Raw genomic sequence first — 21,470 nt, forward strand, 5'->3', positions numbered from 1 at the left:
AACCCGGAACACGGAACGAACGGAGAGCATCACATGGCGATCGAGCGCACGCTGTCCATCATCAAGCCCGACGGCGTCGAGAAGGGCATCATCGGGAAGATCATCGGCCGCTTCGAGGAGAAGGGCCTGAAGCCGGTGGCGATCCGGCTGACCCAGCTGTCGAAGGCCGAGGCCGAGGGCTTCTACGCGGTGCACAAGGCCCGGCCGTTCTTCGCCGACCTCGTGAAGTTCATGACCAGCGGCCCGGTGGTCCTGATGGTGCTCGAGGGCGAGAACGCGGTCGCGCGGAACCGCGAGATCATGGGCGCCACCGACCCCAAGAAGGCCGACGCCGGCACGATCCGCAAGGACTTCGCCACCGACATCGAGAAGAACACGGTCCACGGGTCGGACAGCGCCGAGAACGCGAAGATCGAGGTCTCGTACTTCTTCCCCGAGGTGCAGGTCCACGCCTACGAGTGGAAGAAGCTCGGCTAACCGGCGGATCTTCCTGCACTCCTGGGGGCGTTCCCCCGCTCGGCCGGGCGCGCCGCGCCCGGTTCGGGCTAGAATGCACGGACCCGTCCCGCCCCAGGGACGGGTTTCGTCGTTTCAGGGGAACAGGAGAGCCGCAGTTTGGACGCAGTACCGACATGGAAATGGTTGCTGGGGGTGGCGTTCCTCGCCGCCTCCGCCTTCTGCTCAGGGACCGAGACGGCGCTGACCGCGCTGGGCGAGCCCCGGGCCCGGCAGCTCCGCGAGACCGGCGGCCGGCGGGCCCGCCTGCTGGGGCTGTGGATCGAGCACCCGGAGCGCGTGCTCTCGACCCTGCTCATCGGCAACACGCTGGTGAACGTGGGCGCGGGCGCGCTGGCCGGCTCGGTGGGCGCGGACCTCGCCGCCGGCGGCGGCTGGGCCCACGGGACGCTGGTCGCGATCGCCACCGGGGTGACCACGGTGGTGATCCTGTTCGCGGGCGAGATCGTCCCGAAGACGCTCGCCAAGCGCCACCCGGCGCCGGTCGCGCTCTGGGCCATGCCCATGGTCCAGGCGCTGTGCCTGGCCATGTGGCCGCTGTCGGCGGCGGTGACCCGGCTCACCGGCTCGGTGGTCGGGCTGCTCGGCGGCGGCAGGGCGCCCACGCCGGCGGTCACGAGCGAGGAGATCGAGTACCTCATCGAGATGGGCACGCGCGAGGGCGTGCTCGACGAGGTGAAGGAGGAGCTGCTCAACAGCGTGCTCGAGTTCGCCGACCGCGTCGCGAAGGAGGTCATGATCCCCCGCACGCGCATGGTCGCGGTGGACCGCGCGGTGGAGCCGGACGAGCTGGTGCGGATCGTCACCGAGAACCCGTACAGCCGCATGCCGGTGTACGAGGGCTCGATCGACAACGTGGTGGGCATCCTGCTGGTGCGCGACATCATCCAGGAGCTCCGGCACGGGCCGCTGCGGCGCATCGCGCTGGACCGCTACCTGAAGCCGGCGTTCTTCGTCCCGGAGCAGATGAAGATCTCGCGGCTGCTGAAGGAGATGCAGCGGCGGCGGACGCACCTCGCGGTGGTGGTGGACGAGTTCGGCGGCACGAGCGGCCTCGTCACCATGGAGGACGTCATCGAGGAGATCGTCGGCGAGATCCAGGACGAGGCGGACGTGGAGGCCGCGCCGGTGAAGGCGGTCGCGCCGGGCGTGTGGCTGGCGGACGCCGCCATCCCGCTCCACGACCTGCAGGCGTTCCTGAACGAGCAGCGGGACGAGCCCGCCCCGCGCCCCGCCGGCGAGGACGCCCCCGAGCCCGAGGAGGGCGAGCCGCCGCCGGAGGTCCGCTTCCCGGAGCAGGGCGACTACGAGACGCTGGGCGGGTTCGTCACCGCCACCGCCGGCCGGGTGCCGCCGGTGGGGGCCATGCTGGCCTGGGACGGCCTCACGTTCACGGTGCGCGCCGGCGACGAGCGGCGGGTCACCCGCGTCGAGATCGCGCGGCGGGGCGACGCCCCCGCGCCCGAGGTCGCGCCGGCCGCCGCCCGGTCTTAGGAAGACGCCCGCATGGACGTCCTGCACGACGACACCCCCGACCTCCGCTCGCTCCCGCAGGAGCGGCTCGCCGCCCTGATCGCCGGCCTGGGCGAGAAGCCCTTCCGCGCCCGCCAGGTCTACCGGTGGCTGCACCTTCGCGGCGCCGCCTCGCTCGACGAGATGACCGACGTCCCCCGCGCGCTGCGCGAGCGGCTGGCGGAGGGCACCCGCCTCACCACCCTCGAGCGCGCCACCGAGCAGCGCTCCGCCGACGGCACCATCAAGTGGACCTGGCGCACGCGCGACGGGAAGCTGGTGGAGTCGGTCTACATGCCGGAGACCGACCGCAAGACGCTGTGCGTCTCCACGCAGGTGGGCTGCGCGGTGGGCTGCACGTTCTGCATGACCGGCACCATGGGCCTCGCCCGCAACCTCACGCCGGGCGAGATCGTGGACCAGGTGCACCGCGCCAACCGCCGGCTGATCGAGCTGGGGGAGGGGGAGGGGCCGCGGCCGCTCACCAACCTCGTGTTCATGGGCATGGGCGAGCCGCTCGCGAACTACCGCAGCCTGAAGATCGCGCTCGACCTGCTCCTGTCCGAGGACGGCCCCAACTTCTCGCACCGCCACGTGACCGTCTCGACCTCCGGGCTCGTGCCGGTGATGCGGCGGCTCGGCGAGGAGACGCAGGTGAAGCTGGCGGTGTCGCTGAACGCCACCACCGACGCGCAGCGCGACGCGATCATGCCCATCAACCGGCGCTACCCGCTGGCCGAGCTGCTCCGCGCCTGCCGCGAGTTCCCCATGAAGCAGGGGCGGCGGATCACGTTCGAGTACGTGATGCTGGGCGGCGTGAACGACGCGCCGGAGGACGCCGAGCGGCTGGCGCGCCTGCTGCGCGGCATCCCGGCCAAGGTGAACCTCATCCCGTACAACGAGAACCCGGGCCTCGGGTTCGCCGCCCCGGCGCCCGGCGCGGTGGACCGGTTCCGCGACCTGCTCGTCGCGCGCAACGTGACCGCGGTGGTCCGCAGGAACCGCGGCACCGACATCGCCGCCGCCTGCGGCCAGCTCGCCGCGGAGGGCGGCCCCGGCGATCCGCGCCGGCGCGCCGCCGCGCCGTTGACCGGGACGCCCGCGGCGGGCTAGGTACGGGGCGCCCGCGGCTCCCGGCGGGCGGAAAGGCACGATCCCGGATGGCCCTGCTCGTCGTCGGCTCCGTCGCGCTCGACTCGCTCGAGACCCCCTTCGGCCGGCGCGAGGACGTGCTGGGCGGCTCCGCGTCCTACTTCTCGGCCTGCTCGAGCTTCTTCGGCCCGACGCGGCTGGTGGCCGTGGTGGGGGAGGACTTCCCGGAGGAGCACGTGCGCTTCCTGGCCGGGCGCGGCGTGGACCTGGCCGGCCTCTCGCGCGAGCCGGGCAGGACCTTCCGCTGGAAGGGGCGCTACGAGTTCGACCTCAACACCGCGCACACGCTCGACACGCAGCTCAACGTGTTCGCCGGGTTCCGGCCCGTGCTCCCGCCGACCTTCCGCGGCTCGGAGTTCGTGTTCCTCGGCAACATCGACCCGGACCTGCAGCGCGCGGTCCTCGACCAGGTGGAGCGGCCCCGCTTCGTGGGCTGCGACACCATGAACTACTGGATCACCTCGAAGCGCGCGAGCCTGCTCGAGACGCTGAAGCGCGTGGACATGCTGTTCGTCAACGACGCGGAGGCGCGCCAGCTCGCCGGCGAGCACAACGTGGTGAAGGCGGCGCGCGCCATCCTCTCGCTCGGGCCGAAGGCGCTGGTGGTGAAGCGCGGCGAGTACGGGGCGCTGTTCTTCTCCGGCGACGAGGTGTTCGCCGCCTCGGCCTTCCCGCTGCCCGAGGTGTTCGACCCCACCGGCGCGGGCGACAGCTTCGCGGGCGGGTTCATGGGCTACCTCGCGCACCGCGGGCGCGCCGACGCCCCCACCATGCGGCGGGCCATCGTGCTCGGGAGCGTGCTGGCGAGCTTCGCGGTGGAGCAGTTCTCGCTCGACCGGCTCCGCACGCTGCGCCCCGAGGAGATCCGCGCCCGCTACGCCGAGGCGCGCGGCCTGGCGCACTTCGACGACCTGGAAAACGATCTCTTCAACGGCGTCGGAACCCCGGGTTGACCTCCGATCCGCGCGGCGGCTACCATGCGCCGCCCGGCACGGGTCGAGCATGCGCATCGGGATCATCTCCGACATCCACTCGAACCTCGAGGCCTTGAGCGAGTCGCTGGCCGCGCTGGAGCGCCTGCGCCCGGATCGCATCTACTGCCTGGGCGACGTGGTCGGCTACGGCGCGAGCGTGAACGAGTGCTGCGCGCTGGTGCGCAAGGTGGCCGAGGTGACGCTGCTCGGCAACCACGACGCCGCGGTGGCCGGGCGGATGGACTACAGCTTCTACTACGACGCCGCCCGCCACGCGCTGGACTGGACCGCGGCGCGCATCGACCCGGACCACCTCGAGTGGCTGCGGGCGCTGCCGTACACGCACCGGCTCCCCGGCGTGGGGCTCAGCCACGGCAACCCGGCCGCGCCGCAGGCGTACGAGTACGTGTTCGCGAAGGAGCAGGCGAAGGACCTCGTCCCGCACCTCGACGGGCTCGAGGACGTGAACTTCGTGGGCCACTCCCACCTGTGCAAGTCGTTCGCGATCCACCCCTCCGGCGACGTGAACGAGGTGGTGGCGACGCGGTTCGGCCTGCGCCGCGGCTACAAGTACGTGATCTCGGTGGGCTCGGTGGGGCAGCCGCGCGACTGCGACAACCGCGCCTGCTTCGTCACGTACGACACCGAGGAGCGCGTGGTGGAGTTTCACCGCGTGCCCTACGACATCGAGACCGCGGCGCAGAAGATCTTCGACGCCGACCTCGCCCTGAACTTCGGCAAGCGGCTGTTCCTGGGCGTCTGATCCCACGGATCCGCCCGCCGCTCACACCACGCTGAGGTGGGTGGCGAGCCGGAACCCGGTGGTCAGGCCGTCGAGGTCCATGGCGGCGACGCGCAGCGCGCCGTCGAGCGCCAGCCGGGCCGGGGCGACCGCCGGGATGGCGCCCACCGGCTCCCCGGTGCGCAGCGCCAGGCAGGCGATCCCCTCGCCCGGCACGAGCAGCGTCCCGCGCGCCACCGCGGGCGCGGCCGCGCCCGGCGGCAGGTGGCCCGGCGGCGCCGCGCGGCTCCAGCGCACGGCGCCGTCGCGCCCGAGCGCCACCAGCGCGCCGGCGGCGTCGCGGAGCACGAGCAGCGGGCCGGCGGCGGCGGCCGCGGGCGCGCCGGTGAGCGGCGGGGCGTCGGTCCAGTCCGCGCTGCCGTCGCCGCGCAGCGCGGTGACCGCCGGGTCGCCGCCCACGGTCCCGACCACGGCGAGGCGCGGGCCCCACGCGATGGGCGGGCCCGCCGGGACGAGGTCGAGCGGCGCCTCCCAGCGGCGCGCGCCGGTGGACGGGTCGAGCGCGAGGAGCGCCGTCCCGGCGCCGGCCTCGGCCAGCACCAGGCAGGCGCCGCCGCCGGAGGAGGGCGCGCAGCAGGGCGCGCCGGGCGCGCGGACGCGCCAGGCCAGCCGCCCCGCCGCGTCCACCGCGTAGACGAAGCCGGTGTCGGACGCGGCCACCGCCACGCCGCCGAACGCGGCGGCCCGCAGGCGCGGCCGGCCCGGCAGCTCGAGGCGCCACAGCGTGCGGCCGGTCGCGGCCTCGAGCCCGGTGAGCGCCCCCGGCTCCACCAGCACGAGCGGCCCGCCGGCCAGCGCGACCGCGCCGTCCGGCTCCGCGCCGGGCGGCGTGCGGGCCCAGCGCGCCCGCCCGGTGCGGAGCGCGAGCGCCTCCAGGCGCCCGGGCCCGATCACGAGCACCGCGCCGGGGAGCGGCGCCGCGCGGAGGCCGCCGGCGGCGCGCCAGGCCACCTCGCCGCGCGCGCGGTCCACCGCCACCACCGCCTCGGCGCCGGCGGCGAGGGTGAGCGCCCCGGCGTTCCACAGGCCCGGGCCGGCCGGCGCGCCCACGTCCACCGACCAGGCGCGGCGGAACGAGAGGCGCCGCAGCTGCCCGGGGCCGAGCGGGGCGCCGGCGGCCGTCGCGGTGCCGCGCGCCCGCGCCTGCCCGGCGGAGGCGCCGGCGGAGAGATCGCCGCCGGCCAGCTCCTCGACCTGCGCCAGCCGCTCCGCCGCGGCCGCCTCCAGCTCGGCCAGGTACGCGTTCTCCGACTGCCGCGGGTTGCGCGCGCGGGCGAGCCGGCAGAGGTCGAGCGCGGCCTCGGCGACCGCCCGCGCCACCGCCAGCGGCGGCGCCGGCCGCGCCACGCCGCCCGCGCGCACCTGCCCGGCCGCGAGGTCCAGCTCCAGCGTGCGCGCCGGCGCACGGCCCGCCCGCGAGAGCGGGACCTCCAGCGCCGGCTCGCGCCGCCGGACGGCCCCCACGATCGCGCCCGCGGCCGCGACCAGGTCTCGCAGCGCCAGGAACGGGAACCCCTGCAGCGCCAGCAGCTCGGCGCCGTCCTCGGCCACCAGCCGCACCGCCCCCGGCGCGAGCAGCGAGCCGAGATCCGGCCGGCCGCCCGGGTAGGCGAGGAGGACGCCCTCGTCGTCCGCGAGGTCCACCGTGCAGGCGACGCGGCCGGGGCGCGGGGGCGGGCCGGGCCGGCGGGCCCGCACCGGCGGGCGCGGCCCGGGGGCGGGCGCCGCCTCCGTCCGGCGCAGGTCCCGCGCGGCGGCGCGCAGGCGGCCCGCGTCGCGGGCGGCCGCCGGGGCGGCCTCGGCCAGCTCCCGGCACAGCTCGGCGGCCGCCTCCAGGGCCGCCGCGGCCAGCGCCTCGAGGTCCACCTCCACGTCCCGGGCGAGGACGCGCGAGGGCCGGGCCAGCGACACGAGGGTGAGGAGCGCGCAGCCGCCCCGGCGCCGGAGCACCAGCTCCAGGGCCCCCTCGTGGAACGCCACCGCCGCGTGCGGGGCGCCCCCCACCACCCGCGCCACCGCGCGCAGCAGCGCCTCGAGCGAGGGGAGGAGCGGGCCCTCGGCCCGGCCCCCGGCGATGTCGATGCCGTCCACCTCGATGGCCAGGGCGTCCACGATGGCGCGGGTGGCGGCCGTGCGCGCCGGCCCCGCGGCGCGCCGGAGCGCGGCCGTCAGGTCGGGGTCGAGGCGCCAGCTGGTACCCGTGCGGATCCGGATCATGGAACCGGAAGAATCATCGCGGAATCAGGCACTTTCAACGTTGACAGGCCCGGTCCACGGCACGAAGATGAAGGTTCCGATGCGGCCGCCCGCCTGCTGGCGGCCCCGACAGCTCGAGACCTCCGTCCAAGGACGTACATGACCTTCACCGAAGCCGCCATCGAGGTGCTGCGGCGCGAGGGGAAGCCTCTCCACTTCAGGAAGATCGCCGAGATCGCCATCCGGGAGAACCTGCTCGACCACGTCGGCAAGATCCCGGAGGAAACCCTGGCCGATCAGCTCGCCGCGCACTGCCGGCTCCCCCACTCCGATCGCCGCATGCTGCCGGTGCAACCCGGCACGTTCGCCCTCTCGGAGTGGGGCCTGGACGAGGATCCCCACGGCCTCGAGAACCTGATCGAGCCGCCGCCCGAGAACGAGCTGCCGTACCGCGGCCGGGAGCGGCACCCGGCGCCCTCGCGCGAGATGGCGCGGGCCACCGGGCGCGGCGAGGCGGGCCGCGGCCGCCGCCGCGAGGAGGAGGAGCGCCGCGCGCGCCGCTTCCCGCCGCCCGCCGAGGTCGCCTACGAGATCCTGGCCGGCGCCGGCCGCGCGCTCACGCTGGCCGAGATCGCCCTCCAGGGCACCGAGCGGATGCTCATGCCCGACGCGTTCGTCCGCGACACGGCGTCGCTGTCCGCCGCGCTCGCCGAGGACAACCGCCGGCGCGAGGCGTCCGGCCGCCGCCCGCTGTTCCAGGTGGAGGGCGAGGCCGTCACCCTCATCGCCCAGCCGGAGCCCGGCGAGCGTCCCGCCGCCCCGGCGCCGCGCCCGGCGGCCGCCGCGCCCGGCGACCTGCGCCGCGCCGCCCTGGCCGCCCTCCGGCGCCGGCTGCGCGAGTGCGAGCCGCCCACCGTCGAGCACGTCGCCATCCGGATGCTCGAGAAGCTGGGCTACCGCGAGGTGAAGGTCGCCAAGCGCGGCCGCGAGCACGTGGTCTGCACCGCGCGCAGGCGCATGGGCCTCGCCGACCTGCGGCACGCGGTCCGCATCGTGCGCACCGGCGCCGAGGCGTCGCGCCGCGACGTGACCGAGCTGCGCCGCGACCTGGTCCACTACGGCGCGCAGCTCGGCGTCGTGGTCACCGCGGGCGACGCGGCGCGCGACGCGCGCGGCGAGGCGTCCGCCGCCGGCCAGCTCCCGGTGATCCTGCTCTGCGGCGAGGGCTTCGCCGAGGCGATGACCGAGGCCGGCCTGGGCTGCGTGCCGGTGGTGGTCCCGGAGGTGGACGACGCGTTCTTCCAGGCCGCCGCCGAGGCCGCGGCGGCCGAGGAGTCGGCCCGCCTGGCGCGGCGCGAGGAGCGCGACCGCCGCGAGGAGCGCGGCGAGCGCGGCGAGCGCGACCGGCGCCGGGACGAGCGGCGCGAGCCGCGGCGCGACGAGCGCCCGCGCCCCGCGGCGGAGGGTCTCGCCCTCGAGGCGTCCTCGGCCCAGGTGCCCGAGGCGGTCGAGCCCGCGGTCGCGGCCGGCGCGCGCGTGGTCGAGGTCCCGGCCGAGCTGGCGGCGGAGGAGCTCCCCGCAGCGCTCCCGCCCGGCGCCGGACCGATCGAGGACGAGGACGAGGGAGGCGAGGACGAGGGGCCGGAGGGCGCCGAGGGGCCCGAGGGCGAGGAGGAGCCGGCGGAGGTCGCCGCGAACGGCGCCGCGGGCGAGCCCGGCGCCGGCGAGCGCCGTCGCCGTCGTCGCCGCCGCCGCCGCCGGGGCGGCCGCGGGCGCAACCGCGAGGGCGCCGGCCCGCAGGCCGCGGGCGCGCCGGGGGAGGGCGCTGCGCCCGCCGCCGGACCCGCCGCCGCCGCGGACGAGCCGGCCTGGCCCCGCGCGGTGCCGGAGTCCGCGCCGCGGGCCACGCCGCCCCCCCTGCCTTCCGAGCCGCAGCCCGCCGCCGAGCAGCCAGCCCCGGCCGCCGCGCCGGTGGCCGCGGCCCCGGCCGCCGAGCCCGAGCCCGAGCGCGAGCGCACCGCGGAGCCGCCGCCCGAGCCCGGCCGCGGCGACCCCGAGGCCTGACGCACGGCGGGACGATGCCCGGACCGGCGCGACGGCGGATGGCGGTGGGGATCGCGGCGGGCGCGCTCCTCGTCGCCTCGGCCTGCCGGCCGGGGACGCCCCCGGTGCACGTGGTGTCGATCCGCGCCGAGCCGGGCGCGCTGGCCGGCCCGCTGGTGGAGGCCGGCCTGGATGCCGCCGCGCTCGAGTCGGCCGCGCGCGACGCCCTCGCCGGCGCCGGCTTCCGGCTGGGCGAGGGGAAGCGCCCGCACCAGGCCCGCGTGGACGTGGTGGGCATCCGCTTCGTGCCCGGCCCGCCCGGCGGCGTGGCGCGCGTCGAGACCGCGGTGCAGCTCGAGCTGGTCCCCGCGGACGGGACCGAGGGCACCGCCGTGCGCGAGACCGCGACCGGCGCCGCCACGCTCGCGGCCGGGCCCGCCGGCGCGTGGCGGGCCGCGCTGGCCATCGCCGCGCGCGGCGCCGCCGACGCGCTCGCGCTGGCGTCGGCCGAGGACGCGAAGTCCACGGCCGCGGTGGTGCGCGACCTCGGCTCCGACGACGCGCGGGTGCGGCGGCACGCGGTGCGGGTGGCGGCCGAGCGCCGCGCGCGCGAGGCGGTGCCGGCGCTCGTCGAGCGCCTGCGCGATCCGGAGCCCGAGGTGGCGCACCTCGCGGTGGGCGCGCTCGGCCAGCTCCGCGACCCGCGGGCGGTGGGCCCGCTCATCGACCTCTCGCAGCGCGGCGACGGCGGCATGGCGCTGGCGCTGGTGCGCATCATCGGCGACATCGGCGGGCCCGAGGCGGAGGGCTACCTGCTCACGCTCGAGGCCGGCCACCCGGAGCCGCGGGTGCGCGCCGCGGCCCGCGACGCGCTCGCCGAGCTGCGGGCCCGCGAGGCCGAGGCCGGCCGCGTGGCGGGCAAGTAGCCGCGCGGCGGCGGAGGCCACCTCGCGCCGGCTTTCCGCTAAGATGCGACCCTCATGACGCCCCGCACCCTGGTCCCGATCCTCGCGCTCGCGCTCGCCTGCGCGCGCGCCCCGGCGCCCGCCGCGCCCCGCGCGGCCGCGGCCTCGCCGGCCGAGTTCTTCCCGCTCGCGGTCGGGAACGCCTGGACGTACGTGGACGAGTCGCCGGCGCTGCCGCCGGAGCGGCGCGGCGCCACCCGCACCGTGCGGATCCTGGAGCGGACCGCCGACGGCTACTTCCGCGACAGCGATCGCGGCGAGCTGCGCGTGGACGGCGCCTGCGTGCACGACCGGCTGCGCCGGCTGCTCTGCGCGCCGCTCGCCCAGGGCCAGCAGTGGTCGTCGGTGGTCTCGGCCAGCTCCACCGAGCGGTACGAGATCGCCGCGGTGGGCGAGACGGCGGAGACGCCGGCGGGCCGGTTCGAGGGCTGCGTGCGCGTCCGCGCGCACAACCGGGCCGGACCGACCACCGACAACGTGCTCGAGATCACCTACGCGCCGGGCGTCGGGCCGGTGCGGATCGAGACGTGGGCGGTGGTGGAGGGGAACGTGGCGCCCCAGGTGCGGGCGGTGCTCGGCTCGTACCGGGTCGGAGGCAAGTGATGCGCGAGGTCGGGATCGGGATCGCCGGGTTCGGCGTGGTGGGCGGCGGGGTGCTGTCCATCCTGCGCCAGCACGCGGAGGACATCGAGGCGCGGCTGGGCGGGCGGATCGTGGTCCGGCGCGTGGCGCTGCGCGACCTGGACAAGGAGCGCTCCATCGACGTCGATCCCGCGCTGCTCACCACGCGGCTCGAGGACCTGCTCGACGACCCGGCCATCCAGGTGGTGGTCGAGCTGATCGGCGGCGTGGACCAGGCGTTCGAGCTGGTCTGCGGGGCGCTGGAGCGCGGCAAGCACGTGGTCACCGCCAACAAGGCGCTGCTGGCGGCGCGCGGCGACGAGATCTTCCGCCTCGCCCGCGCGCGCGGCGTGGACGTCTACTACGAGGCCGCGGTCTGCGGCGGCGTGCCCATCATCCGCACGCTGCGCGAGGCGCTCGCCTCCGACCGGATCACCGCGCTGCACGGCATCGTCAACGGCACCACCAACTTCATCCTCACCGCCATGGCCGAGAAGGGCGAGCCCATCGAGCGGGCGCTGGCCGAGGCGCAGCGGCTGGGCTACGCCGAGGCCGACCCCACGCTCGACGTGTCCGGCGGCGACGCGGCGCAGAAGCTGTGCGTGCTCGCCCAGCTCGCGTTCGGGGCGGCGCTCCGGCCCGAGGACGTGCTCACCGAGGGCATCATGGCGCTGAAGCCGGAGGACTTCCGGTGGGCGCGCGAGTTCGGCTACGCGCTGAAGCTGCTGGCGGTGGCCCGGCGCTGCGGCCCGGCCGAGGGCGCCGCGCCCGGCGCGCAGGACCAGCTCGAGGCCCGCGTGCACCCCGCCTTCATCCCGGCCGGCTCGCTGCTCGCCGGCGTCCGCGGCGCCATGAACGCGGTGGTGCTGCACTCCGAGGCGCTGGGCGCCTCCATGCTGTACGGGCAGGGCGCCGGCGCGATGCCCACCGGCAGCGCGGTGGTCTCGGACATCATCGACCTCACCCGCAACATCCTGGCCGGCAGCCCCGGGCGCGTGCCCCTGCCGCCCGCCGAGCCGCTGGTCTCGGTGCGGCCGCACGCCGAGGTGCGCTGCGCCTACTACCTGAACTTCTCGGTGCAGGACGCGCCCGGCGTGCTCGCGCGCATCGCCTCGCAGCTCGCCGCGCGCCACATCTCCATCGCGGCGGTGCAGCAGCGCGAGCAGAACGACCAGGGCCAGCCGGTCCCGCTGGTGATCGTGACGCACGTGGCCCGGGAGGCGGACCTGCGCGCCGCCATCGCCGACATCGACCGCGACCCGACCACGCTCGCGCCGACGCGCCTCATCCGCATCGAGAACGTCTGACCCCGCGCCGCGCGGCCGCCGCGTCCGGCCCCGCGCCGGCCGCCGCGGCGCGCCCGAGGTGAACGCATGGTGAGGACGGAGCTCCGGGTGATCTACGGCGACACCGACCAGATGGGCGTCGTCTACTACGGCAACTACCTGCGCTTCTTCGAGGCGGGCCGGAACGAGTTCATCCGCGCCAAGGGGCTCCGCTACCGCGACTTCGAGGAGGCCTACCTGCTCCGGCTGCCGGTGGTGGACGCGCAGGTGAGCTACCGCAGCCCGGCCCGCTACGACGACCTCGTCGCGGTGGAGACCTCGCTCGCCGAGGTGCGCCGCGCCTCGGCCCGCTTCGAGTACCGCATCGTCCGGGACGGCGAGCTGCTCGCCACCGGCTCCACGGTCCACGCCTGCGTGGACCTCGACGGGCGCGTGCGGCGCATGCCCCCGGAGCTGCTGGCGCGGCTCTCGGTGGGCGAGGCGCCCGGCGGCCCGGGGAAGGGAGGCTGAGCCATGGATCGGAACCTCGCGCTCGAGGTGGTCCGCGTCACCGAGGCCGCCGCGCTGGCCTCCGCCCGCCTGATGGGCCGCGGCGATCGCAACGGCGCCGACCAGGCCGCGGTCGAGGCCATGCGCAAGGCGTTCAACGACATCGCCATCCGCGGGGAGGTGGTGATCGGGGAGGGCGAGCGCGACGAGGCGCCGATGCTCTACATCGGCGAGAAGGTGGGGCGCTGCCGCGACGGCGACGCCGAGATGGAGATCGCGGTGGATCCGCTGGAGGGCACGAACCTGTGCGCCACCGGGGCGCCCAACGCGCTCAGCGTCATCGCCATGGGCGAGAAGGGCCGGCTGCTGCGCGCGCCCGACACGTACATGGAGAAGATCGCGGTCGGGCCGCGCGCCCGCGGGGCGGTGGACCTGCGCCGCACGCCCACCGAGAACCTGCGCCGGGTCGCGGACGCGCTCGGCAAGTACGTCGAGGACCTCACCGTGGTGATCCTCGACCGGCCGCGCCACGCGAAGCTGGTCCGCGAGGTCCGCGAGGCCGGCGCCCGCATCAAGCTCATCGGCGACGGCGACGTGGCCGGCGCGCTCAACACCTGCTTCCCGGACACCGGCGTGGACGTGCTGATGGGCATCGGCGGCGCGCCCGAGGGCGTGATCGCCGCCGCGGCGCTCCGCTGCGTGGGCGGCGACCTGCAGGGCCGGCTGGTGTTCCGCAACGACGCCGAGCGCGAGCGCGCCCGCGGGTACGGGCTGAAGGACCTGGACCGGGTCATGGGCGCGGAGGAGCTGGCCGGCGGCAACGTCATGTTCGCCGCCACCGGCGTCACCCACGGCGACTTCCTCAAGGGCGTGCGCTTCACCGGCGACGGCGCCCGGACGCACTCCGTCGTGATGCGGTCGCGGACCGGGACGATCCGCTACATCGAGACCGAGCACCACTTCACCCGCAGCCCGGACTACGGCTGGTAGCCCTCAGGAGGCCCCGATGTCGGTCGTCACGCAGGAGGTCTTCATCGACGCGCCCATCGACCGCGTCTACGACGTGATCGTGGACTACGCGCGCTACCCGGAGTTCGTGCCGGGCATCAGGGGCTGCCGCGTGCTCGCCGGCGGGCCGGGCAGGCGGGTGGAGTACGAGCTCGACCTCGGCATCAAGCGGTTCAAGTACGTGCTGCGGCACGAGGAGGAGCGCCCGCGGAAGGTGACCTGGTCGCTCCAGTCTGGCGAGCTCATGAAGGTCTCGAACGGCTCCTGGGAGCTCCACGCCGAGGGCGACCGCACCCGCGCGCACTACTCCGTCGAGATCCTGATCTCCAAGCCGCCGCTCGTCCCGCAGGCCGTCATCGACAAGATCAGCGAGGAGCTCACCAAGGTGAACCTCCCCCGCAACCTGCAGGCCTTCAAGGCGCGGGCGGAGTCGCTGCGCTGAGATCCGGCAGGCGGTGTCGCCGCGGCAACGTTTGCACCGGGAGGCGCGGCCTGCGCGCCGGCGCGCACATCCTGCCGCGCGCAGTTGACCCCCGTATGGGACGGGTGCTTTACTGAACGGGGCCCTGCGGGGGCGAAGTGAATTGGCGCGAGGGGGCCGTGCGTCATTAAAGAAGTGCGAACCGCGCCACGGAGGAGGGGAACGAGGTCGCGAGGAACGCGACTTGCAGCTGCAGCGAGGACGATGGCCCGGAGACCCGCCATGCTGGACGCCTACGTCATCGAGGAGATCAAGCGGCGTGAGCGCGAGCAGCGCCGCGAGGACCGTCCGTCGGTCGAGCTGCCGTTGCCCTCCTATCCGGACGAGGGGCCGCGCGGTCACGACGACCGCGAGCCCGGCGACCGCGATCGCGGCGTCGTGATCATCGACTACTCCGGGTGAGATGATCCGGGACGAGCGGGCGCTCGCCAGCGGCGAAGCGCTCGATCGAGAGGGCGCGGACCGGCCGGTCTCGCGCCCGTCGTTTTCCCGGGCGCGCGCGCGTTCCCTCGCCGGGAAAACCGATTGACCCATCGGCTGCGCGCGGGCACATTCGCGGGCCTGCGAGCGGATCCCTGGGCGCGGCGACCGCGCCGGGCGCTCGGGGAGACCAGCGGATGACCGAGATCATCAACGTGACCGCGCGGGAGATCCTCGATTCCCGCGGCAACCCCACGGTCGAGGTCGAGGTGGCGGTCGGGACCGGCGACGTGGGCCGGGCGGCGGTGCCCTCCGGCGCGTCCACCGGCGAGCACGAGGCGCTCGAGCTGCGCGACGGCGACACGGGTCGCTACCTGGGCAAGGGCGTCCGCAAGGCCGTCGCGAACGTGATCGACGAGATCGCGCCCGCGGTCGTCGGCCTCGACGCGTCCGACCAGGCCACCCTCGACGCGCGGATGCTCGCGCTCGACGGCACGCCCACCAAGTCGAAGCTGGGCGCGAACGCCGTCCTGGGCGTGTCGCTGGCCGCGGCCAAGGCCGCCGCCACCGCGCACGGCCTGCCGCTGTACCGGTACGTGGGCGGGGCGGGGGCGCGGACGCTGCCGGTGCCGCTCATGAACATCCTGAACGGCGGCGCGCACGCCGACTCCAACGTGGACATCCAGGAGTTCATGGTCGTGCCGCTCGGCCTGCCCACGTTCGCCGAGGCGCTCCGCTGCGGCGCCGAGATCTTCCACGCGCTGAAGAAGGTGCTGAAGGGCAAGGGCGCGGCGACCGGCGTGGGCGACGAGGGCGGCTACGCGCCGAGCCTCGCCTCGAACGAGGAGGCGCTCGCGGTGATCATGGAGGCCATCGGCCAGGCCGGCTACGAGCCCGGCAAGCAGGTGGCGCTCGCGCTCGACTGCGCGGCCAGCGAGTTCTACGACAAGAAGGCCGGCAAGTACGAGCTGGAGGGCGAGGGGAAGAGCTTCGACGGCAAGGGGCTGGTCGAGTACTACGCCCAGCTCGCCGCCAAGTACCCCATCGTCTCGATCGAGGACGGCTGCGACGAGGACGACTGGGCGACCTGGAAGCTCCTGACCGAGCGCCTGGGCGGGAAGCTGCAGCTCGTCGGCGACGACCTGTTCGTCACCAACGTGACCCGCCTGTCCCGCGGCATCGAGCAGGGCGTGGCGAACTCGATCCTGGTGAAGGTGAACCAGATCGGCTCGCTCACCGAGACGCTCGAGGCGGTCCGCATGGCGCACCGCGCGGGCTACACCAGCGTGATGAGCCACCGCTCGGGCGAGACCGAGGACACCACCATCGCCGACCTGGCGGTCGCCTGCGACTGCGGGCAGATCAAGACCGGCTCGGCGTCCCGCACCGACCGCATCGCGAAGTACAACCAGCTCCTCCGCATCGAGGAGGAGCTGGGCACGTCCGGCCGGTACGCCGGCCGCGGCGCGTTCAAGGCCCTCCGCTGAGCCTCCCGGCGAGCGGGCCCCGGACCTCGCGCCGGGGCCCGCCACGCCGCGCCCGAGCGACCCGCCACACGCGCCCCGGGTGCGGGCGCAACCCCGCGCCCGGCCACACGGATTTCCGGGCGCGGCGCATTGACACGCCCGCGGCCGCTCGCTAGCTTCACGTCCCTTGCATCGACCCTCCCGTCACAGGTGAAGAGCATGCGCGCCGACTGGATCGCGAAGCGTCGTGGGCAGGCCAACGTCAGCCAGATGCACTACGCCCGGAACGGCGTGGTCACCGAGGAGATGGCGTTCGTGGCGGCGCGCGAGCGCCTCGAGGCCGAGCTGGTCCGCGCCGAGGTGGCCCGCGGCCGGATGGTGATCCCGGCGAACGTCCGCCACCCCGAGCTCGAGCCGCTCGCCATCGGCATCTCGGCCTGCTGCAAGATCAACGCGAACATCGGCAACAGCGCGGTCACCTCGAACATCGACGAGGAGCTGGCCAAGCTGCGGGTGTGCCTGAAGTACGGCGCCGACACGGTGATGGACCTCTCCACCGGCGGCGACATCCCGCAGATCCGCGAGGCCATCCTGCGCGCCAGCCCGATCCCGGTGGGCACGGTGCCCATCTACGAGTGCCTGGCCCACGTGAAGGACGTGGCCGACCTCACGCCCGAGCTGATGCTCGAGATCATCGAGGCGCAGGCGGCGCAGGGCGTGGACTACATGACCATCCACGCCGGCGTCCTGCGGGACTTCATCCCGCTCGCGGCGCACCGGATCACCGGCATCGTCTCGCGCGGCGGCGCCCTCATGGCGCAGTGGATGCTCGCGAACAAGGCGGAGAACCCGTTCTTCACGCACTTCGAGCAGATCTGCGAGATCTTCAAGCGCTACGACGTGACGTTCTCGCTGGGCGACGGGCTGCGCCCGGGCTGCCTCGCCGACGCGTCCGACGCGGCGCAGTTCGCGGAGCTGAAGGCGCTCGGCGACCTGACGCGCAAGGCGTGGGAGCACGGGGTGCAGGTGATGGTCGAGGGCCCGGGCCACGTCCCGCTCGACCAGATCCCCATGAACATGGAGAAGGAGCGGGAGCTCTGCAGCGAGGCCCCGTTCTACGTGCTCGGGCCGCTCGTCACCGACATCGCGCCCGGCTACGACCACATCACCAGCGCCATCGGCGCGGCGGTGGCGGCGCAGCACGGCGCGGCCATGCTCTGCTACGTCACGCCGGCCGAGCACCTCGGCCTGCCGGACATCGACGACGTCCGCGAGGGCATCGTCGCCTACAAGATCGCGGCCCACGCGGCCGACGTGGCGCGCCACCGGCCGGGCGCCCGCGACCGCGACGACGCGCTCTCCCGCGCGCGCTACGCGTTCGACTGGAACAAGCAGTTCGAGCTGTCGCTCGACCCGGACACCGCGCGCGCCAAGCACGACGAGACGCTGCCGCACGAGGCGTTCAAGTCGGCCGAGTTCTGCTCGATGTGCGGGCCGAAGTTCTGCTCGATGAAGATCCACGGCCACCTCGCCGAGGCCGCCGCCGCCCAGGACGCGGCGGCGAACGGCGCGGCGAACGGCGCGGCCGAGAAGCCGGCCGGCGGCCTCCAGGTCCTCCCGTAGGCGGGCCTGGAGGCGCGAGCCTCACGCGGACCTCACCTCACCGCCCCTGGGGCGGCCCCTTCTCCACCGGCCTGCCGGCGGCCACCCAGCCGTCGATGCCGGCCGGCATCACGTACACGTTGCGGTGCCCGAAGCTGGCCGCCCGCCGGGCGGCCTCGTGGCTCGCGCTTCAACGCGTGTTCTTGCAGTAGAAGACCAGCGGCGCGTCCTTGTCCGCCGGCAGCTCCCGCGCCTCGTAGGTGCGGTACGCGACGAGCGTGGCGCCGGGCAGGTGGGCCTTCGCGTAGGTCTCCGGGCCGTTCGCGTCGAAGGCGCGGGCGCCGGGCGTGGCGAGGAGCCTCGCCACCTCGTCCACCGTGGCCTCGCGGTACGGCGCGCCCTCGGCGCGCGCGGTGCCGGCGCCGGCGGCGAGGGCCGCCGCGGCGAGCACGGTGAGACGCAGGATCCGGTTCATGTTCACCTCTCGTGGGGTTCTCGGGGTCCGGGGAGGTGAGCTAACCGGGGGCACCGGCGGCGGCATCGCCCCGCGCGGACCCACGCGGGATCACCGGTCCGGCTCGGACCTGGGCCTTAATATCCGCCACATGGCCCACCGGGTGACGGTGTACGAGGTCGGCCCGCGGGACGGGCTCCAGAACGAGGCGCGCACCGTCCCGACCGCGGACAAGCTGGCGCTCATCGGGGCGCTCGCGGCCGCGGGGCTGCGGCGCATCGAGGCGTCGAGCTTCGTCTCGCCGCGCTGGATCCCGCAGCTCGCCGACGCGGCGGAGGTGACGGCGGCGCTCCCCGCGGCGGACGGGACCTCGTACGTGGTGCTGGTGCCGAACGCGAAGGGGCTGGACCGCCTCGCGGTCGCGCTGTCCCGCGCGGGCGAGGGGCACCCGCCGGTGGAGGCCGCCGTGTTCCTCTCCGCGTCCGAGACGCACAACCGCAAGAACCTGAACCGCACCGTGGCCGAGACGCTCGGCGAGCTGGAGGCGCTCGTCCCGGCGGCGCTCGCCCGCGGGCTCCGCGTGCGCGGGTACGTCTCCACGGTGTGGGGCTGTCCGTACGAGGGCCCGGTCGATCCCGGGCGCGCCGCCGACATCGTCGAGCGGCTGCTGGCGCTCGGCTGCCACCAGGTGTCGCTCGGCGACACCATCGGCGTGGGCACGCCCAACCAGACCCGCCGCATCCTGGCGCTGCTGCGCGCCCGCGCCCGGCCGGAGCAGATCGCGCTGCACATGCACGACACGCGCGGCACCGCGCTCGCGAACGTGCTGGCAGGGCTGGAGGAGGGCGTCACCACCTTCGACGCGTCGATCGGCGGCCTGGGCGGCTGCCCGTACGCGCCGGGCGCCTCCGGCAACCTCGCCACCGAGGACCTCGTCTACATGCTCGACGGGATGGGGCTCGAGACCGGGGTGGACTTCCGGAAGCTGGTGGCCGCCGGCGCGCTGGCGCAGCGGCTGGTGGGGCGGACCTTGCCGGGCAAGGCGCTGCAGGCGGAGCTGGCGCGGGCGGGAGGCTGACATGGATCTCCGGGTCGAGCGCAGGGACGCGGTCGAGGTGTGGACCATCGACGGCGCCTCGCGCCGGAACTCGATCACCACGGGGCTGCTGCGCGCGCTGCGCGAGCAGCTCGCGCGCGCCGGGGCCGACCGGGCGCTGCGGTGCGTGGTGATCACCGGCGACGGCGACAAGGCGTTCTGCGCCGGCGCCGATCTCAAGGAGCGCGCCGGGATGTCCGCCGACGACGTGCACCGCTTCCACGAGGGGCTGCGCGACGCGCTCCGCGGCATCGAGCAGGCGCCGCAGCCGTTCGTGGCCGCGCTGAACGGCGCGGCGCTGGGCGGCGGCCTGGAGCTGGCGCTCGCCTGCGACCTGCGCATCGCCGCCGACTCGGCCCAGCTCGGGCTGCCGGAGGTGGCGCTCGGCATCATCCCCGGCGGCGGCGGCACGCAGCGGCTGGCGCGGCTGGTGGGCGTGGCGCGGGCGAAGGACCTCGTGCTGACGGCCCGGCGGATCGGCGCCGCCGAGGCGCTCGCCATGGGGCTCGTCACGCAGATCGCGCCGCCCGGCCGGCTCCTGGACGAGGCGCTCGCGCTCGCCGGGCGCATCGCGCGGAACGCGCCGGTCTCGCTGCGCCAGGCGAAGCGCGCCATCGACGGCGGGTTCCACCTGCCGCTCGAGGAGGCGCTCGCGCTCGAGCACCGGATGTACCAGGACTGCCTCGGCACCCGCGACCGGCGCGAGGCGCTGGCCGCGTTCGCCGAGAAGCGCGCGCCGGTGTTCACCGGCGAGTGAGCGAGCCGGGGCGCGCAGCGCACCGCGAGGACACGACGGGGGAAGGCATCATGGACGCGGACGGAACGCCCGGAGGTGGCGCAGTGGCCCGAGACGAGTCGCCGGACGCGCGCATCGCGCGGGAGCTGCGGCGGGTGGAGCAGGGCGGCGCGGCGAAGTACCACGCCAAGAACGCCGAGCAGGGCAAGCGCTTCGCGCGGGAGCGGATCGCGCTCCTGCTCGACCCGGGGAGCTTCGTGGAGGACGGCGCGCTCGCGAACGCGCTCGACCCGGAGCTGCCCGCGGACGGCGTCGTCACCGGCATGGGCCGGATGGACGGCCGGCCGGTGTGCGTGATGGCGAACGACTCCACCGTGAAGGCGGGGAGCTGGGGCGCGCGGACGGTCGAGAAGATCCTGCGCATCCAGGAGGTCGCGGCGGCGCAGCGGCTGCCGCTCTTCTACCTGGTGGACTCGGCCGGCGCGCGGATCACCGACCAGGTGGAGATGTTCCCGGGCCGGCGCGGCGCCGGGCGCATCTTCCACAACGAGGTGCACCTCTCCGGCGTGGTGCCCCAGGTGTGCCTGCTGTTCGGCCCGTCGGCCGCCGGCGGCGCGTACATCCCGGCGTTCTGCGACGTGGTCATCATGGTCGAGGGGAACGCGTCCATGTACCTGGGCTCGCCGCGGATGGCCGAGATGGTCATCGGCGAGAAGGTCTCGCTGGAGGAGCTGGGCGGCGCGCGCATGCACTGCTCGGTGTCCGGCTGCGGCGACTTCCTGGTCAAGACCGAGGAGGAGGCCATCGCGCTGGCGCGCCGCTGGCTCTCGTACCTGCCCTCCAGCCACCGCGCGCTGCCGCCCGAGGCGCCGGCCCGGCCGCCGCGCCCCGGCGCCCGCGCGCCCGCCGACATCGTGCCGCGCGACCAGAACAAGCCGTTCGACATGCTCGAGCTGGTCGGGGCGATCGTGGACGAGGGCTCGTTCCTGGAGGTGAAGCGGCTCTGGGCCGGCGAGCTCGTCACCGGGCTCGCGCGCATCGACGGCCAGGTGGTCGGGATCGTCGCGAACCAGCCGAAGGTGAAGGGCGGGGTGCTGTTCGTGGACTCCGCCGACAAGGCCACCCGCTTCATCTGGCTGTGCGACGCGTTCAACGTGCCGCTGCTGTACCTCGCCGACGTGCCCGGGTTCATGATCGGCACGAAGGTCGAGCGGGCCGGCATCATCCGGGCCGGGGCGAAGATGATCAGCGCGGTGTCGGAGGCGACCGTCCCGCGCATCTGCGTGGTGGTGCGCAAGGCCTACGGCGCCGGGCTCTACGCCATGGACGGCCCGGCGTTCGGCCCGTCCGCCACGCTGGCGCTGCCCGAGGCCATGATCGCCGTGATGGGGCCGGAGGCCGCGGTGAACGCGGTCTTCTTCAACAAGATCCAGGAGAAGCCGGAGGCCGAGCGGGCCGCCTACGTGGAGGCCCTGCGCGAGGAGTACCGCGCCGACATCGACCTGTTGAAGCTGGCGAGCGAGCTGGTGGTGGACGCGGTGGTGCCCGGCGAGCGGCTGCGCGAGGAGCTCTCCCGCCGGTTCCGGATCTACGCCGCCGGCCACGAGCCGCCCCGCGAGCGCAAGCGCGGCGTCCTCCCGGTCTAGGAGCC

21 protein-coding genes are annotated in these 21,470 nt (G+C 75.3%); 19 read left to right on the forward strand and 2 right to left on the reverse strand.

All coding sequences use genetic code 11. The annotated features are described in order from the left end of the window. The first annotated feature begins 33 nt into the window (after positions 1-33). The 5 genes from ndk (at position 34) to ACOQFB_RS10095 (ending at position 4,917) form a co-directional block, all read left to right on the forward strand. Positions 34-477: a nucleoside-diphosphate kinase gene (gene ndk, locus ACOQFB_RS10075; RefSeq protein WP_059437217.1), complete on the forward strand. Its 444-nt coding sequence runs from the start codon at positions 34-36 to the stop codon at positions 475-477. Positions 478-651: 174 nt separating this feature from the next. After that, positions 652-2,010: a hemolysin family protein gene (locus ACOQFB_RS10080; protein ID WP_237757879.1), complete on the forward strand. Its 1,359-nt coding sequence runs from the start codon at positions 652-654 to the stop codon at positions 2,008-2,010. 12 nt (positions 2,011-2,022) lie between these two features. Next, positions 2,023-3,141, forward strand: a complete 1,119-nt coding sequence (rlmN, locus tag ACOQFB_RS10085; RefSeq protein WP_059437219.1) for a dual-specificity RNA methyltransferase RlmN — start codon at positions 2,023-2,025, stop codon at positions 3,139-3,141. A 47-nt stretch (positions 3,142-3,188) separates the two neighbouring features. Then, the gene (locus ACOQFB_RS10090; RefSeq protein ID WP_059437220.1) at positions 3,189-4,133 is read left to right on the forward strand and encodes a PfkB family carbohydrate kinase; all 945 of its coding nucleotides are present in this window, start codon (positions 3,189-3,191) and stop codon (positions 4,131-4,133) included. A 49-nt stretch (positions 4,134-4,182) separates the two neighbouring features. Beyond that, a complete protein-coding gene (locus ACOQFB_RS10095) occupies positions 4,183-4,917 on the forward strand; it encodes a metallophosphoesterase family protein (RefSeq protein ID WP_059437221.1) in 735 nt (244 codons plus the stop codon). Positions 4,918-4,938: 21 nt separating this feature from the next. On the opposite strand, the gene ACOQFB_RS10100 is transcribed toward ACOQFB_RS10095, so the two are convergent. Further along, entirely contained in the window at positions 4,939-7,173 is a 2,235-nt protein-coding gene (locus tag ACOQFB_RS10100) for an outer membrane protein assembly factor BamB family protein (protein WP_421610550.1), read from the reverse strand. A gap of 138 nt (positions 7,174-7,311) precedes the next feature. On the opposite strand from ACOQFB_RS10100, the gene ACOQFB_RS10105 reads away from it, so the two are divergent. From ACOQFB_RS10105 to thiC, 11 genes are all read left to right on the forward strand, one after another. Next, a complete protein-coding gene (locus ACOQFB_RS10105) occupies positions 7,312-9,216 on the forward strand; it encodes an HTH domain-containing protein (RefSeq protein WP_421610549.1) in 1,905 nt (634 codons plus the stop codon). 38 nt (positions 9,217-9,254) lie between these two features. After that, positions 9,255-10,121 carry a HEAT repeat domain-containing protein gene (locus tag ACOQFB_RS10110; RefSeq protein WP_421610548.1) on the forward strand — a complete coding sequence of 289 codons (867 nt, stop codon included), beginning with the start codon at positions 9,255-9,257 and terminating at the stop codon, positions 10,119-10,121. Positions 10,122-10,175: 54 nt separating this feature from the next. Continuing rightward, on the forward strand, positions 10,176-10,763 hold the full coding sequence (locus ACOQFB_RS10115) for a hypothetical protein (protein ID WP_421610547.1): 588 nt from the start codon (positions 10,176-10,178) through the stop codon (positions 10,761-10,763). Then, on the forward strand, positions 10,763-12,088 hold the full coding sequence (locus ACOQFB_RS10120) for a homoserine dehydrogenase (RefSeq protein WP_421610546.1): 1,326 nt from the start codon (positions 10,763-10,765) through the stop codon (positions 12,086-12,088). Before ACOQFB_RS10115 ends, ACOQFB_RS10120 begins: the two co-directional genes overlap by 1 nt. 66 nt (positions 12,089-12,154) lie before the next feature. Then, a complete protein-coding gene (locus ACOQFB_RS10125; RefSeq protein ID WP_059437611.1) occupies positions 12,155-12,577 on the forward strand; it encodes an acyl-CoA thioesterase in 423 nt (140 codons plus the stop codon). A 3-nt stretch (positions 12,578-12,580) separates the two neighbouring features. Beyond that, entirely contained in the window at positions 12,581-13,546 is a 966-nt protein-coding gene (glpX, locus tag ACOQFB_RS10130; protein WP_059437610.1) for a class II fructose-bisphosphatase, read from the forward strand. Positions 13,547-13,562: 16 nt separating this feature from the next. Continuing rightward, positions 13,563-14,006: a type II toxin-antitoxin system RatA family toxin gene (locus ACOQFB_RS10135; RefSeq protein ID WP_059437609.1), complete on the forward strand. Its 444-nt coding sequence runs from the start codon at positions 13,563-13,565 to the stop codon at positions 14,004-14,006. A gap of 261 nt (positions 14,007-14,267) precedes the next feature. Further along, a complete protein-coding gene (locus tag ACOQFB_RS10140) occupies positions 14,268-14,447 on the forward strand; it encodes a hypothetical protein (RefSeq protein ID WP_059437608.1) in 180 nt (59 codons plus the stop codon). A 1-nt stretch (position 14,448) separates the two neighbouring features. Next, entirely contained in the window at positions 14,449-14,574 is a 126-nt protein-coding gene (locus ACOQFB_RS10145; RefSeq protein WP_272946348.1) for a hypothetical protein, read from the forward strand. 88 nt (positions 14,575-14,662) lie between these two features. Further along, positions 14,663-15,952 (forward strand): phosphopyruvate hydratase, encoded by a 1,290-nt coding sequence (gene eno, locus ACOQFB_RS10150; protein WP_421610545.1) that lies wholly within the window; start codon positions 14,663-14,665, stop codon positions 15,950-15,952. A 198-nt stretch (positions 15,953-16,150) separates the two neighbouring features. Beyond that, positions 16,151-17,554 (forward strand): phosphomethylpyrimidine synthase ThiC, encoded by a 1,404-nt coding sequence (gene thiC, locus ACOQFB_RS10155; protein WP_421610557.1) that lies wholly within the window; start codon positions 16,151-16,153, stop codon positions 17,552-17,554. A gap of 169 nt (positions 17,555-17,723) precedes the next feature. Here thiC and ACOQFB_RS10160 read toward each other — a convergent pair whose 3' ends face one another. Next, entirely contained in the window at positions 17,724-18,008 is a 285-nt protein-coding gene (locus ACOQFB_RS10160; RefSeq protein WP_059437614.1) for a rhodanese-like domain-containing protein, read from the reverse strand. 130 nt (positions 18,009-18,138) lie between these two features. On the opposite strand from ACOQFB_RS10160, the gene ACOQFB_RS10165 reads away from it, so the two are divergent. From ACOQFB_RS10165 to ACOQFB_RS10175, 3 genes are read left to right on the forward strand one after another with little or no spacing between them, the layout of a single operon-like run. Next, positions 18,139-19,065, forward strand: coding sequence for a hydroxymethylglutaryl-CoA lyase (locus ACOQFB_RS10165; protein ID WP_421610544.1), 927 nt, complete (start codon positions 18,139-18,141; stop codon positions 19,063-19,065). Between the two features lies 1 nt (position 19,066). Continuing rightward, on the forward strand, positions 19,067-19,840 hold the full coding sequence (locus ACOQFB_RS10170) for an enoyl-CoA hydratase-related protein (RefSeq protein WP_059437605.1): 774 nt from the start codon (positions 19,067-19,069) through the stop codon (positions 19,838-19,840). A gap of 50 nt (positions 19,841-19,890) precedes the next feature. After that, a complete protein-coding gene (locus ACOQFB_RS10175; protein WP_421610543.1) occupies positions 19,891-21,465 on the forward strand; it encodes an acyl-CoA carboxylase subunit beta in 1,575 nt (524 codons plus the stop codon). The last annotated feature ends 5 nt before the right edge of the window (positions 21,466-21,470 follow it).

It is taken from the genome of Anaeromyxobacter sp. Red801, assembly GCF_049201065.2.
GTDB lineage: Bacteria > Myxococcota > Myxococcia > Myxococcales > Anaeromyxobacteraceae > Anaeromyxobacter.